The sequence below is a fragment of the Wolbachia endosymbiont (group A) of Volucella bombylans genome (genome assembly GCF_964026965.1).
GTDB lineage: Bacteria > Pseudomonadota > Alphaproteobacteria > Rickettsiales > Anaplasmataceae > Wolbachia > Wolbachia pipientis.
Genome location: NZ_OZ034717.1, coordinates 675,156 through 689,500, shown reverse-complemented (window position 1 = coordinate 689,500; position 14,345 = coordinate 675,156). Strand labels below are relative to the sequence as shown.

The window sequence follows — 14,345 nt, the reverse complement described above, 5'->3', positions numbered from 1 at the left end:
ATCTAAATAAGCTGAACGCGCTTATAAAGCGTTACAAGACATCAAAAAATGCCAATACTCGACAGAGATAGTAAAAGACTAGCTAACTCGGGGGTCCTTTGTCTTTTTTTCTGCTTAGTAAATTTCTTAAACACTTGCAGCGTAGGTTAGTTGCAATTAAAAGCAGCTGAATTTCGCTTGTCAAGCGTTTAAAACATAAAAAACGCCAATATTTTAAAGCGGATAATAACCCCAGGGTTTCTTTTGCCTTTTTTTTTATTTGGTAAATTCCTTAATATTTATGGCTAAACGACAATCGTCATCCCAGCGGGATCTAGAGATACCGCGGCAGTATGACGGTTAAGTGGGGTGTCATCCCAGTGTCAGCTACTCGGATGACAGGAGAAGGAGGCTACTTGCATGACACCATTCTTTTTTCTGGATCCAAGTAATCAGGGCACTGGGATGACAAGAAGAGGGCACTGCCGTCATAAAGGAACCAGTGTCAGCTACTCGGATGACAACAAAGAGCTACTTGGATAACAAGAAATATAGGTACTGGAATTGTAAAGAGTTTGCAAATATTAGTTATTACCTGTAGGATATAGAGAAATTAGTAAGGATTTTAATAGGAATAATATGCCATCTGTTACTTTTATTTTACCTGATGGGAGTAAGAAAAGCTATGAAGCTGCAGAGGGAGAAACTCTGCTCAATTTAGCCCACAGAAGTGATCCAGATCTGCTTGAAGGTGCATGTGAAGGTTCTCTTGCTTGCTCTACATGCCATGTAATTGTTGATCCAAAGTTTTATAATGCTGTAGAAATACATAACCCTATATCTGATGAGGAAAATGATATGTTAGACCTAGCTTTCGGCTTAACAGAGACGTCGAGGCTTGGATGCCAAATAAAAATCACAAAAGATATCGACGGCTTGTGTGTAACCATACCAAGGGGTACAAGAAACATATCATTAGATAAACAGGGGAATCATGCGTAAGATTTTTATCTATATTATCATCTCTTTACTTTTGTTTATTCCTGTAGCGTATAGTGGTTTTTGGTATTTTTCTGCATGTAAGGTAAAAAATCTTTTAGCTGAAACAATACTATACATTAACGACGAAAAATTTGATATTTCACATGATTTTAGTGGATTTCCTACTAACCTAATTTTCCGTGTGACAAACCCAAAATTTTCCAATGAGCAATTAACCATCTCATCTGATGCTTTATTGATAAAAAATAGATTGTTTGATAAATCAGTATATATCTACATACCAAGCAATGAAGTCAACATTGCTGTTCATGATGATGAGAAAAAGAATATAAAATGCCACACAAACGATAGCAGCCACTTTGTTGTTAGACTAAACGATTTACCATCTTCATTGCGATTCAACAGAAATAGTACCGTGATAGACTATATAGGTACACTTCGTTACGAAGATTATGGATTAAAATGTGATGTTTCAGAAAATCAGCAAAGTGTTATAACTGAAGTGAATGATAAAAGTAATTACATTCAATTTTACCTCGATAAAGAACTGAGTGGAAATGCTAAGCTAGGATTTGATTTGTATACTTATCGGTATAAAAATACTGCAAGTCCTGAAAGTTACCTTAGTATCGATACTAAATTTGATTATGAATTTGTAAACGACATCTCGGCTTCCAGAATTAATTTCAATATAGAGAAATTTTTGATTCAAAGTAATAATTTTTCTTTTGCTGCAGATGGTGGGGTAAACAATTACAACTTAGTTACTTATTCATTTAAAGACAAAATCAACGTGGCTATATCAAATTATAAAGAATTAATCTCGTTTATGATTGGTGACTCAAAAACTTCAGATGCGTTTGAAAAATTAATGTCTTCCTTATCAGAAAAAACAACTGATGATGGCATTCAATTTTCAATAAAGTACGATGATGATGTAGGGTCAAGTTTTATTGGAAAGTTATCCACCACTGATTTTATGAACCAGCTCAGTAAAATAACCCAATTAACCAAGGATGAGAGCAGTAGTTAGTTTACTTTTCATATTGATATTCCACTCAGGCGTAAACGCTTTTACTCTGGATAATAAACTCAGAGATAAAAGCATGGAAAAACGAGCAACAAGTTTATTTGAAATAATAAGGTGTCCAATATGTTCTGGCGAATCATTGTCTGAATCTGGATCTCAGATCGCGTATGATATGCGAGAAGCAATTCGTAAAAAAATCAATGATGGATACACAGATGAAGAGATAATCTCAGAGTTAAAAAATTCTTACGGCAATTCAATTATAATCGTACCGCCTATAAAATCTAGCACTTACATTTTGTGGTTTATTCCACTTACAACTCTGCTTATTGGGTGTTTTTTAATACAAAGATACATCAATACAACCACTTAAACCTTTTATATATAGCTAAAGTGACTTAGAGGTTGTCCGGAAACTAGTAAATTCAAGCATATTCCCTCTTTAACATAACCCTACTCATAGCTAGGTATATGAAATTCTCAGTGGATGTTGTGAGTAAATCATACTCCTTCGGTAGCCTTCTATTCCTATTAACCCAAGCAAAAGTCCTTTCTACAACCCATCTTCTTGGCTGTACTTTAAACCCTTGTTCTCTTGTTGGTAGTAGCTCAGGTGGCGTATCTTTGTGCACCCAAAATCTACATGGAGGCCTTGTAACAATTTCAATATCTATGTCATATTCTTCCTTTATGTGATTCTTTAAATTTCTTCCTTGGTATCCCATGTCAGCCCACATTTTTTTAACTTTAGTATATTTTGTTCTCATATTGTTTAATGCTATTTTAATACCATCTCTATCATTTTCGTTAGCAGCGCCTACGTAACAACCTAGTATAAAACCCTGAGTGTCTGTAATTATATGCCTTTTTCTACCCTTTACTTTTTTACTTCCATCATAGCCTTTGATCCCCCCTTTTCTGTAGTCTTTACAGATTGACTATCTACTATACAGGCACTCGGCTGCTCATTCCTTCCTATTTTTCTTCTACTATATTTTGTAATTTCATAATTCATTTTCTCAAAAATTCCCTGCTTCTTCCATTGCCTGAACTGCTCATACACAGTCTTCCATAGCGGAAAATCATTTGGTAAATACCGCCATTGACACCCTGTACGCAATACATAGAAAATTGCTTCTAATATTTCTCTTTTGCTATACTTTGGCGGCCTTCCTCCTTTCTTGTATGATACTCTGAAGTGTTTTTCTATTCTTGCCCATTCCCTTTCGCTTAGATCTGTTGGATACTTTTTTCTCATCTTTACCCCGTACTAAAATTTCAGATATTATAGCCTTTTACTTGTTTCCGGACAACCTCTTAGATGATAAGTGCAGAAATAAACTCTATAATAAGCAGCAGTCAATTAACAATAATGTAACTGCTTATGTAAAATATTCTTCTTATTCAAATCTCTTAGGAGTTCTTTTAGTATCCTTCACATCAATTGCATTTTTAATAATTAATGGTATTTCTTCTAATGTACCAATAGCAGTAGGTTTTCTTGCTCCCTTGTTAGCAGGATCTATTTTGAGTCTAGCTGTTAAGAGCATTTATACTAGAAATGGGAAAGAGTTTAATCATCAGACTAATATTTTATTATTGTTTAACTTTGACCAAGAATGCGAAAATTTTTCAAAGAGTGATAGGACTAAATTAAAGTGGCTAAAAAATTCAGTTATTTTGAGCAACACAATCTGTACATCTTTAATGTTTTTCGGTGTGGGATTAGATTTAGTTGCCAACGGCTTTGGTATAACTAACTCTATGATGTTATCCGGCTTATTACTTTCATTACCATTCACGCTTTTAATTGTTACTTCACCTATTTTAAATGCTGCAAGTAATTATATTCTCAAAAAGACAGCTATAAATTCAATTGAGGAGCAATTTAAAGGTGATGATCAGTTTATAGAAGTCGATAACGAAAAGCCAAGCAGTACTATGAGCAATCAAAGTTATTTCCCCATCGGTCAGTTAATATCATCAAAGTTAGCTATTCTCCATAGCGAAGTCTCTAGCTAGGAACAATGAGCCACAGATCAGTATGGTTTTGACGTTTTGGATAGAGGCTTTTAATATGTGATTTGATATTGCATCGCCAATTGACTCACACTCCATTGCTTTTATTCCTATGTTATTGGCTTTTTCCCTAATCAAGTTTGTATCTGTTGCTTTAGGCTCAGATTTAACACAAACCGCACATAATAACTTGATATATGGTTTTAAGTGTTCTAAGAACTCTTCTACATTTCTGTTACGAGTAACACCAAAAATTATATAGACATCTTCAGCAAAGTTATCTCTTACCCACTGAAATAGTACTCTAGCACCATCATTATTGTGCGCACCATCTAAAAATAATTGCCAATCTTTTGGTAGTAAAGAAATTAAATTGCCCTCTTTTATACGCTCCAGTCGTGCAGGCCAATAAGTGCACTGTAAACCTGAAGTGATATCCTCTTCTCCAATATCAAATCCATATTTTCCACTCAAAATGCTACATGCTGCAATAGCATTGCCTGCATTGATTATTTGGTGATCACCCTTTAAAGACGGCAAAGGAAATTCTATTGATTGAATAGCTGATTGGAAAACCATTTTGTTGTTCTTTTTTTTGCAATTCCATTCAAAACCTCCTCTATACAGAGGAGATTTCTTATTTATTGCATGGAATTCTAGTGTATTCATTATAGATTTTTCTTGTGGTGCTATTACGCAAGGAACATTAGGTTTCATTATTCCAGCCTTTTCACCTGCTATGGTCTCTACAGTAGGGCCAAGATATTCCGTATGATCAAGTGCAATGGAAGTAATTATTGTTAAAATCGGACTATCTATAACATTTGTTGTATCAAGTCTCCCACCCATACCCACTTCAATTAAAGTTATATCGGCTTTATGACGAGAAAAAGCTAAAAAAGCTGCAATAGTTGCAGCTTCAAACAGAGTGATAGGTTGTTCTGCAATTACGGCACGGCATTCTTCTAACAAGCTATATAATTCATTATCGTCGATATAACTGCCTGCAATAACTATTCTTTCATTAAAATTCACCAAATGTGGAGAAGTGTATGCGTGTACCTTATACCCTGCTGCTTGCATTATATATCTTATAAATGCTAGTGTTGAGCCTTTCCCGTTAGTTCCAGCTATATGAATTACGGGAGGCACTTTTTTCTCGGGATTATCTAGTTTACTAAGAAAGCTTTTTATGCGATCAAGAGAAAAATCATTCGGCCTGCTACCAAGTGGCTTAGGCCAATGAGGCATATATATCATAGATTATTGTTACATTTTAATTCACCTATCACACTTGCTATGCCATGCGTGTCAATCTTCTCACTAAATTGAGAACGTTGATTAATAGCAATACTTATTCCACTCATTACAACATCACTTATCAAGAAAGAACTGTGATTTTTAGTAACTTTAAAATCAATATTTGTAAATTCTTCATCACCGTAAGAGAACCTTGTGCCAATTAAGCAAGTTTCATCGTCAACTGCTTTTGTACTCATTATGATCATTTCACTATTACTCATGTATTTAGATAAAATTTTAACGCACAAACGTGTAAGATACACTTCATACTCTCTTAAGAAATCTTCCCTTTCCTTCTGGGTAGTCAAAACCCCATATTTTCCCATGACAAATCGAGATATTTCTTTGAGGTTAACATTATTCTGAATGACCTCCTGAAGCTTTTCGTGTACATGCTCTAGGTTTTTTCTATTTCCTTTTGTAGATATGCTGTCTACTTGTTGCTTCATAGTATGCACAAAAATTTTGTGATCTGTACAACTAGTGTAAGCTCTTGAAGAAATTACAATAAAAACAATAATGATTAAAACTTTAGTAATATTCATAAGATATACTTAAAATGCAAAGTTTGATAAAGATTAAATAATAATCGCTGACTTTTAATATACCTATAGACATGCCCTGTGTAAATCATCTATAATTCAAGTAGGGGTCTGTGCTATGCGTTATGAGTTAAGTTAAATTTCCCGAGCGATAATTTCTAGAGAAGGGAATTGCCTCTGCTGGTTTCGTTGAAACTAATATGCGATGCCCACCTTAACTTCAGGTCTCAGGAATCTACTAAGGCTGACGGTAGATACGGATCCTTTTTTGATTGGTACTAAATTTATGCTTCATCAATACAGAGAACAAGGTACCTTCCTATGTTCGCCTAATGAAGTATTCCAAATTGTAATTGATGTTGAAAGGTATCCTGATTTTGTTCCTTGGTGCAAAGCCGTTTATATAAAAGAAAAAATTGACAATCAAATGGTTGTGGACCTTCTAGCAGCTTTTCATGGAATTAAAGGAAGATATACATCAGAGGTAACCTTTCTTTCTCCAAGTAGAACAAATGAAGGTTGGATAAAAGCTGTATCATCAAATGGAATATTTAAACATCTATGCAATAAATGGCAATTCATTCCCATAGATGAAAATAAAACTATGGTAAAGTTTTATATAGAGTTTAAGTTTAAGTCCAACTCATTTTCAACCCTATTAAACTCAGTATATAAATATACACAAAGTAAAATAATTGCTGCATTTAAAGATAGGGCTGAAAGCCTTGCTAAACAAAAGTTATCTTGACATTATTAATATAAATGTATAATTTTTTTTAGTAAGTTAAGTGTTTAGATTGTAATGATTTTTAGACTATTGTTTTTATTAATTTTCATAAGTGTTAATTCTTATGCAGTTGTTAAGCAAGATTTATACGATAGCCAATACATTCAAAAAAAACCCAATGAAATAACATCAAATGAGCTATTATCGCCATTACCTGATGATAAATTATTAGGAGATCCAAAAGCACCAATTCTAATGATAGAATATGCTTCATTAACTTGCTATCACTGCTCTCTTTTTCATAGGAATGTTTTTCCTAAAATTAAAGAGAAATATATAGACACAGGTAAGATGTTATATATATTTCGTCATTTTCCTTTGGATTACAGAGGGCTAAAGGCTGCAATGCTAAGTCATTGCTACGAAAAACAAGAAGACTACTTTAATTTTAACAAAGCTGTTATACCAATTCTCATTGTTGTCCAGTCAAATAGGAAACATTGCAGAGTTGTTTAATTGTGGAGCTGGCAAGAGAAGTAATAAATTTGCACAAAGCACCCTCAAGTAGAGCAATTGTATCGTATATTTTATTGCGCAAAATGTTCTGTTTTATATATAACCAAAGCCTCTCAACAGGATTTAGCTCAGGTGAGTATGGAGGTAGGTATATAATGTCGATATTTTTAGGTACCTTTAAATTTTTTGACCTATGCCAACTAGCACAGTCCATAACGAGAAAAGCCTCTCGTGTTTCTAGATATTGCGAAATTTGCTCAAGAAATATGTTCATGCAATCAGTGTTGACATTTGGTGCAAATAAGCTAGAACTCTCTCGATTTCTAGGATTAACTGCACTATAGAGATAGAAATTTTGCCTACCTAATTTTGTTTTAACCTGTGTTCTAATCCCCTTTTTAAACCACCCATGTCCAACTTTTGAATGTGTGCCAAACCATGATTCATCAAAGAAAAATAGCTCTTTTTCTGGATACTTGCTAATAGCTCCATTGAGATTTTTTTTTGAATTCCTCTTGTTTGCTTTTATCTTGTCCATTATGAACTGGTCTTGGTGTAATATATGAGAATTTCATCTTTTGCATATGGCGGTGTACTGTAGATTTGCTGATATTTAATCCGAACTTTTCCTGGATTCTTATTCTCATTTCTTTAATGGTGATATTAGGATTTTCTTCTATCCACTCTTCAATTTGCTGTAGTTGAGCCTGATTTAATTTAGTTTTTCTACGACGTTGTGAAGGAGCAAACAGTTTTTCTTCTCTGCCAATTTTCAAGAGTTTTACCCACGAAGTTAGTGCGCTTCTTGAAATGCAATATATTTTTGCTACAGCCGTTATACTGTACTTTTTTGCTGCAATTACAGCATTTAGTTTTTTTGAAACATATGCATTATTCCTTACTTTCTTCAGCATTTCTTTTGCTGATTCTACTACTTTTTCATCCAATAATTTTGATCTTAATGCCATTTAAACCTCGCTATTTTACTTACTTCAGTATGGCTTTTCTTCCATCATTGTCCATCTGTTTGCCCTGTAATGGGAATTGGTATCAGAGGTTGTCCGGAAACAAGTAAAAGGCTATAATATCTGAAATTTTAGTACGGGGTAAAGATGAGAAAAAAGTATCCAACAGATCTAAGCGAAAGGGAATGGGCAAGAATAGAAAAACACTTCAGAGTATCATACAAGAAAGGAGGAAGGCCGCCAAAGTATAGCAAAAGAGAAATATTAGAAGCAATTTTCTATGTATTGCGTACAGGGTGTCAATGGCGGTATTTACCAAATGATTTTCCGCTATGGAAGACTGTGTATGAGCAGTTCAGGCAATGGAAGAAGCAGGGAATTTTTGAGAAAATGAATTATGAAATTACAAAATATAGTAGAAGAAAAATAGGAAGGAATGAGCAGCCGAGTGCCTGTATAGTAGATAGTCAATCTGTAAAGACTACAGAAAAGGGGGGATCAAAGGCTATGATGGAAGTAAAAAAGTAAAGGGTAGAAAAAGGCATATAATTACAGACACTCAGGGTTTTATACTAGGTTGTTACGTAGGCGCTGCTAACGAAAATGATAGAGATGGTATTAAAATAGCATTAAACAATATGAGAACAAAATATACTAAAGTTAAAAAAATGTGGGCTGACATGGGATACCAAGGAAGAAATTTAAAGAATCACATAAAGGAAGAATATGACATAGATATTGAAATTGTTACAAGGCCTCCATGTAGATTTTGGGTGCACAAAGATACGCCACCTGAGCTACTACCAACAAGAGAACAAGGGTTTAAAGTACAGCCAAGAAGATGGGTTGTAGAAAGGACTTTTGCTTGGGTTAATAGGAATAGAAGGCTATCGAAGGAGTATGATTTACTCACAACATCCACTGAGAATTTCATATACCTAGCTATGAGTAGGGTTATGTTAAAGAGGGAATATGCTTGAATTTACTAGTTTCCGGACAACCTCTTAGGCGGAAGTGGACGGCAACATATTTACCACGAAGTCTAACTAAGTTCTTGCTTGTCCCTTCCATCGGCATTGCTATCTTTATTTTCAATAAAATTATTGTCCTATGCTCTTTTGATGTTTATTGATAATAAAATTCTGTTTTATCAACCAACATCCTATGCATAATTACAGCTAATTTTCTTGCTACTGCTACGATTGCTTTTTTCATTCCTTTTTTCTTCGCAACCCCAGTTTTTTAATTTAAATGTCCTCTTGGTAACTGTAAGCATTGTTTGTGCAGCTTCATATAACATACTTCTACATTCCGCTGGTCCCATCTTTGATATGCTGCCATGCCGATCAACTTCTCCAGAAGAATATTGCCTTGGTGTCAACCCTATATATGCTCCAACTGTATCAGATTTCTCAAACCTATGTGGGTTATCAATTGCAGCTTTATACGTCATTGCTACTATAATCCCCACTCCTGGAACAGTAGTTAACAATTTACAATCATCGTCTTTTTCACCTTGTTCTGAAAGCATTTTGTCAAGCTTTCTTAATGACTTTTCTATTGCTTCCAAACTACAAACTAACGCTTCAATTGAACTCCTACTGATTTCATCCAAATTATTTATTGCCTCTTGTATTCTTAAAGCGAAAGTTTCAAATTTTGATCCTTTATCGACCATGTATCTTCAACAACCCTCTTATTGTTCCAATAACCTGCTGTTTGCTACACATTAGCTGTCTTCTGCTTCCAAGCGCTATTTTAATTTGACAACTGATTTTACTAACACTTCTCATCATCTGCGCTATACCCCTCGCATCGTTTTTATCATTCTTATTGATTCTTGCAGACAACGCTGCTGCCATATGCCTTGCATCTACACAAATTACTGGTAATCCAAAACTCCTTAACTCTTTGCACATTGATATTGACAACTATCCACTTTCTATTCCTATGGGTTCGTATTTTTTGCCTTGGCTAATCTGCTATTGCCTTACTTTCGCTTGCAACAACTTCTTCCTTAACAACTTTTCCTTTCTCATCAACGATACTTATAAAAGTTTCTTTTAATGAGATCGCTATAATATTTCATGACCTACTGTAAAAGTTTAAATTATTTTTGAAGAACCAATTCATTGAATTTGTTACTTCGTGCTAAAATAATGGAGTATGTCTCTCCATCATTCAATAGCAATTACAGTATGTTTAGCTATAATTTGAAAAACAAAAATTCGTCATTCCGCTACTAGTTAGCGGGATCTAGAGATACCGCGGCGGCATGACGTAGGATTGCTGTCATCCCGCTGCTTGTTAGTGGCTAAGAGATACTGTGAATAAATCACGGTATGACGGTTAAGTATCCCGCTACGTGTTAGCGGCTGAGATAACGCGAATAAATCGCGGGATGACGTGTTGCTTGGGTCAGCTATAGAAGCAAAACTCATCATTTTGAAAGAGGAGGAGATTTTTCCGGACCCTCAGCGGAGATTGATTTTGGATCTGATAATTCTGTATTTACCTTGATTGGCTCTAATGGAGTTTTCTGCTCTTCTGGTTTATCGTCTGGAATTGGAACAGGCCAATCCATAATGTTTTGCGGTATAATTTCTGCTTCTTTAGCTTCTTTTTGACCTGTTGAAGATGATGCATCAACGCCTGCATTTTTGGTAACTTCTTGTTTTAGTTGTTTATTTTCTTCTTGCAGTTGCTTTAAATTTTTCTTTAACTCGTCAATCTCTCTTATTTTTTGTTTTAATTGTTCAGATATAGTTAGTTTGTCTCTAGTCAATTTTTTGTTTTCTTGTCTTAACCCACTAGCTATTCTGCTTGAGTTGTTGTTTACAGCTTGTATACCTTGGTCTTGCTGCTGCATGCTTGTTCCTCTACTTTCATATTCAACTTCAGTTTGAGTTGCCTGACCTTTTTCCTGCTGTAATATGTTCTGCAGTTGCTCTAGACTCTCTTTGACAGATGCTAGCTCTTCCTGTGTACACGTTAACATCCCTTCCTTTTCCTTAAGCTGACGTTGAAGCTTTTCTATTTCCCCCTTCGTATTTTCTTCGCTTAGCTCATCTGCAAGTGATCTTCCAGGTTCAAGTTGTCGAATTTCCCTCTCTAAATCTTCCTTTTCTCTCTGTAATTCATTTAATTCTTTAGACAATTGGCTCGCCGTTTCAGCCAATGTATTGTTTTCCTTTTTTGTTTCCATTAACTGTTCTGCCAACTGCTTTTTATGATCATCGTTTAAACCTTCCACTATTTTCTTCAGGTCATTCTCCAAATTTGCATTCTTTTCCTTTAGTACAGTTAAATTAGCTTCACTTTGCTTCAATTTTCTCTGTAATTCTTTATTTGCCTCATTTGTTTCACCTTCCTTATCTTTCAACTTATCATTTAAGCTTTCTATTACATCATTTTTATCCTGCAGTTCTTTCTCTATCTTTTGTGTTAACTGCTCAATATTTTGATTCTTCCAAGCTAATTCTTGCGTCATCCTTTTTAATTCAGCTTTAAGTCTTTCAGCTTCTTCTTCCCCAGTTTGCTTTTCTTCACTTAATTCGCTTATTTGTGTATCACCTTCTTTTTCTATCTTTTGATTAAGTTCTTCTAATTTTTCGAGTTTCTCTATAAGTGACTTAATAGAAGCATCTTGCTCCTTTATTCTTTGATCTCTTTCAAATATCGCTCGCTGTTGTTCATTAACTTTATCTCTCAAGGAGTCACGTTCTAATCTTAGATCCTCAAGCTGCTTTGCCTGCGCTGCAAAATGTTGAGCAAATGTTTCTTTTCCTTCCTTTAATTCCTCAATTTCGTTTATAATTTCATCTACTTTATCTTTTAATCCTTCTTGCTCATACTCTTCTTCATCACCAGACATATCATCCTCAAATATTTCATCTTCATCACTAAATTCACTGCTGGTGGATATAGAACTTCTACGTGAAGAAGGTGTGCTAGGAGAGGAATACCCACTGCTGCTTGGTGTAGGCAATTGCGATGATAGATCTTGTGTGGGCTCGAGACTGTCCATATCTTGACCTATATCAGTAAAAGCTTGATACAGAGTTTTTCTGTTGATAAAAACTTCTTTATTTTGTCCAACTAACTTTAATACTTCTTCTGAACTCGTTATTCCTCCAAATTTTGGCTCACCAATAACACTCTGTATACCACCAGCATCCAATTTTACGGTCATGCTACAGTCTATGCTGTTACCTTCAGAATCCTTAGCCTGCCAATTAATGGTCATTTCACATGAGCTTGAACCAGTAAAATCATAGTGCCTCTCATTGCCATTTTTCTTGCTTGCGGTTATTTGACTATCTTTCCCTAAAGATATATTATAAACCTTACCTTCACTGCTGGTCCTTAAAATATTGCTAATTTCTATTGGTTTTTCTTCATTTTCAAATCTAATTTTGAAGTCATTATCCTTTGTTGGATACACTAAGAAATTTTGATTTGGTAAAGATGCTTCAAATTCTCTATGTGTTTCATTTATTGATTGCTCAAATTTTTGGAACTCCTTTTCCCACTTTAAATTTATCTGTCCTGTAATGTTCTCATCTTTGCGTAAAGGGCCAATAAAATACCAGATTAAATTTTTTTCCTCCAATTGTTTTATAGTCTCTTGAAAGCTGCTACAAGATTCAATCACATCTAAAATATCCTTTTTCTGCTGTTCATCTACATCTAAACTTTGACTTTCAGCTATAAATACATTTTCGTTTTCCTGTGGCATAATTTTACATTTTAAAAAATATACTATAATATTAACAGATTTCTTTAAAAAGTCAACTAATTGTTGGATAAATAAACTTGAGCATTTGGCCAAAATGTTATATAGTAGTCACTTCAAGAAGTACAGTATGGACAATACCATTATAAGAAAATACGATATTAGAGGTATAATAGGCAAAGACTTACAGATTAATGATGGGTACGAGATAGGTAGAAAGTTTGGCCAAACCGTAGCTAGTGTTTGTGTCGGCTACGACAGCAGAATAGATTCACCAGGTATAGAAAGAGAATTAATTAGGGGCTTAACTTTATCCGGTGCAAATGTTATACGCGTTGGACTATGCTCTTCACCTATGCTTTACGCTGCAACACAAATCACACAGGCGGATCTTGGTATCATAATAACTGCCTCTCATAACCCCAGCGAATATAATGGCTTTAAATTTTTTAGTAATAAAAAAGTCTTCTCAGATCAAGAGATAAAGGAAATTATAAGCAGTCCAATTAAAAACAGCACAAGAATTGGAAGCTTAATTAACATAAATATATATAGTGAGTACATTCGCATATTAAAAAGTGCAGTGAAGAATAATACTACACAGAAATTAAAAATAGCCTGGGATTGTGGAAATAGTCCAGCAAGTGGAATCATAAGGTATATTGAAAAGATCTTGCCTGGTCATACGCACATCGTAACCAATAATTCTATAGATGGGACATTTCCACTGCATGATCCAGATCCCATAGAGGAAAAAAATCTCGCTCAATTAATTGACGTTGTGAAGGAGTATGGATGTGATCTTGGCATTGCGCTAGATGGCGATAGCGATAGGGTGCGCTTAATTGATAATAAAGGCAACGTTGTTTCCAATGACCATTTATTTATAATTTTTGCACGTGAAGTGTTGGAGGAATATCCAGAAAGCAAAGTTATTGCCAACGTAAAAATGAGTATGAAAGTGCATGATTTTGTTAGTAAGTTAGGAGGGCAAGTTATTACCTGCGCTACTGGACATTCACTAGTTAAGAAGAAGATGGTAGAGGAAGAGGCAAAGTTTGCTGGTGAATTAAGCGGGCACTTCTTCTTTTCTGAGCTAGGTTTTGATGATGGGCTATATTCTGCTGTTAAAGCAGTTGACATTTTGCTTAAGAAAAACCAAAGCCTATCTCAGGTAATTGAGGATTTACCGAAGTTATATATCACTCATGAAGTAAAGATTGTAGTGAAAGATGAGAAAAAATTTCAAATAATTGAATCAATAAAGAAAACACTGGAGAAGCAAAATATTGTATTTTCAGATCTTGATGGTGTTAAGGTAACCGATAATAAAGGTTGGTGGCTTCTTAGGGTATCAAATACGCAAAACTGCATTACAGCAAGATGCGAAGGAGAGACTTTAGAGGGTTTTGAACTTACTAAAAAGGTTTTGTTCCATTACATTGATGAAGCAAGGTCTTTAAATTGTAGCTACTCACAGAAATAAATTTGATTTATAAAATTGACATGAAAGTATAAAGATAAATAG

General features: G+C 34.6%; 15 protein-coding genes, 1 other RNA gene and 1 pseudogene. 10 read left to right on the top strand and 7 right to left on the bottom strand.

Annotation, left to right across the window (positions count from 1 at the left end):
* Positions 1–399 precede the first annotated feature (399 nt).
* The 4 genes from AAGD51_RS03400 to AAGD51_RS03385 all read left to right on the top strand — a co-directional run bounded on the left by AAGD51_RS03400 (position 400) and on the right by AAGD51_RS03385 (position 2,384).
* Positions 400–522: a hypothetical protein gene (locus tag AAGD51_RS03400; RefSeq protein ID WP_007549233.1), complete on the top strand. Its 123-nt coding sequence runs from the start codon at positions 400–402 to the stop codon at positions 520–522.
* Positions 523–618: 96 nt separating this feature from the next.
* Complete coding sequence (locus AAGD51_RS03395) at positions 619–981, top strand: ferredoxin family 2Fe-2S iron-sulfur cluster binding protein (protein WP_077188202.1); 363 nt, start codon at positions 619–621, stop codon at positions 979–981.
* Positions 974–2,014 (top strand): hypothetical protein, encoded by a 1,041-nt coding sequence (locus AAGD51_RS03390; protein ID WP_077188201.1) that lies wholly within the window; start codon positions 974–976, stop codon positions 2,012–2,014. The genes AAGD51_RS03395 and AAGD51_RS03390 overlap by 8 nt, the downstream gene beginning before the upstream one ends.
* Positions 1,998–2,384, top strand: a complete 387-nt coding sequence (locus AAGD51_RS03385; protein ID WP_015589263.1) for a cytochrome c-type biogenesis protein CcmH — start codon at positions 1,998–2,000, stop codon at positions 2,382–2,384. Before AAGD51_RS03390 ends, AAGD51_RS03385 begins: the two co-directional genes overlap by 17 nt.
* 52 nt (positions 2,385–2,436) lie before the next feature.
* Here AAGD51_RS03385 and AAGD51_RS03380 read toward each other — a convergent pair.
* Positions 2,437–3,269, bottom strand: a protein-coding gene (locus AAGD51_RS03380) for an IS5-like element ISWpi1 family transposase (RefSeq protein ID WP_341810373.1) whose coding sequence is annotated in 2 segments (ribosomal slippage) — positions 2,437–2,900 and positions 2,900–3,269 — 834 coding nt in all. Because the reading frame shifts where the segments join, the coding sequence is not laid out codon by codon here.
* Positions 3,270–3,310: 41 nt separating this feature from the next.
* Here AAGD51_RS03380 and AAGD51_RS03375 point away from each other — a divergent pair.
* Complete coding sequence (locus AAGD51_RS03375; RefSeq protein ID WP_236514371.1) at positions 3,311–4,033, top strand: J domain-containing protein; 723 nt, start codon at positions 3,311–3,313, stop codon at positions 4,031–4,033.
* Here the strand turns inward: AAGD51_RS03375 and AAGD51_RS03370 are convergent.
* Both AAGD51_RS03370 and AAGD51_RS03365 read right to left on the bottom strand, forming a co-directional pair.
* Positions 4,001–5,290: a folylpolyglutamate synthase/dihydrofolate synthase family protein gene (locus AAGD51_RS03370; protein WP_341810461.1), complete on the bottom strand. Its 1,290-nt coding sequence runs from the start codon at positions 5,288–5,290 to the stop codon at positions 4,001–4,003. The two genes, AAGD51_RS03375 and AAGD51_RS03370, sit on opposite strands and share 33 nt — an antisense overlap.
* On the bottom strand, positions 5,287–5,877 hold the full coding sequence (locus tag AAGD51_RS03365) for a phospholipid-binding protein MlaC (protein WP_186809128.1): 591 nt from the start codon (positions 5,875–5,877) through the stop codon (positions 5,287–5,289). The genes AAGD51_RS03370 and AAGD51_RS03365 overlap by 4 nt, the downstream gene beginning before the upstream one ends.
* Before the next feature lie 102 nt (positions 5,878–5,979).
* On the opposite strand from AAGD51_RS03365, the gene ssrS reads away from it, so the two are divergent.
* From ssrS to AAGD51_RS03350, 3 genes and pseudogenes are all read left to right on the top strand, one after another.
* Positions 5,980–6,141: non-coding RNA, 6S RNA (gene ssrS, locus AAGD51_RS03360), on the top strand.
* A gap of 1 nt (position 6,142) precedes the next feature.
* Positions 6,143–6,622: a type II toxin-antitoxin system RatA family toxin gene (locus AAGD51_RS03355; protein ID WP_265029970.1), complete on the top strand. Its 480-nt coding sequence runs from the start codon at positions 6,143–6,145 to the stop codon at positions 6,620–6,622.
* Positions 6,623–6,676: 54 nt separating this feature from the next.
* Positions 6,677–7,063: pseudogene (locus AAGD51_RS03350) on the top strand (thioredoxin domain-containing protein); the annotation flags it as partial.
* 10 nt (positions 7,064–7,073) lie between these two features.
* Here the strand turns inward: AAGD51_RS03350 and AAGD51_RS03345 are convergent.
* A protein-coding gene (locus AAGD51_RS03345; protein ID WP_236514338.1) for an IS630 family transposase occupies positions 7,074–8,085 on the bottom strand; the annotation gives its coding sequence in 2 pieces (ribosomal slippage) (positions 7,074–7,622 and positions 7,624–8,085; 1,011 coding nt in all).
* 144 nt (positions 8,086–8,229) lie between these two features.
* On the opposite strand from AAGD51_RS03345, the gene AAGD51_RS03340 reads away from it, so the two are divergent.
* Positions 8,230–9,062, top strand: a protein-coding gene (locus AAGD51_RS03340; RefSeq protein ID WP_236514306.1) for an IS5-like element ISWpi1 family transposase whose coding sequence is annotated in 2 segments (ribosomal slippage) — positions 8,230–8,599 and positions 8,599–9,062 — 834 coding nt in all. Because the reading frame shifts where the segments join, the coding sequence is not laid out codon by codon here.
* A gap of 182 nt (positions 9,063–9,244) precedes the next feature.
* Here the strand turns inward: AAGD51_RS03340 and AAGD51_RS03335 are convergent.
* The 3 genes from AAGD51_RS03335 to AAGD51_RS03325 all read right to left on the bottom strand — a co-directional run bounded on the left by AAGD51_RS03335 (position 9,245) and on the right by AAGD51_RS03325 (position 12,820).
* A complete protein-coding gene (locus tag AAGD51_RS03335) occupies positions 9,245–9,760 on the bottom strand; it encodes a transposase (protein ID WP_236514749.1) in 516 nt (171 codons plus the stop codon).
* Complete coding sequence (locus AAGD51_RS03330) at positions 9,750–10,013, bottom strand: hypothetical protein (RefSeq protein WP_007552904.1); 264 nt, start codon at positions 10,011–10,013, stop codon at positions 9,750–9,752. Before AAGD51_RS03330 ends, AAGD51_RS03335 begins: the two co-directional genes overlap by 11 nt.
* 509 nt (positions 10,014–10,522) lie before the next feature.
* Entirely contained in the window at positions 10,523–12,820 is a 2,298-nt protein-coding gene (locus tag AAGD51_RS03325; protein WP_265040542.1) for a hypothetical protein, read from the bottom strand.
* Between the two features lie 127 nt (positions 12,821–12,947).
* Between AAGD51_RS03325 and AAGD51_RS03320 the strand changes: the two genes are divergently transcribed.
* Entirely contained in the window at positions 12,948–14,303 is a 1,356-nt protein-coding gene (locus AAGD51_RS03320; RefSeq protein WP_236514753.1) for a phosphomannomutase/phosphoglucomutase, read from the top strand.
* Positions 14,304–14,345 lie beyond the last annotated feature (42 nt).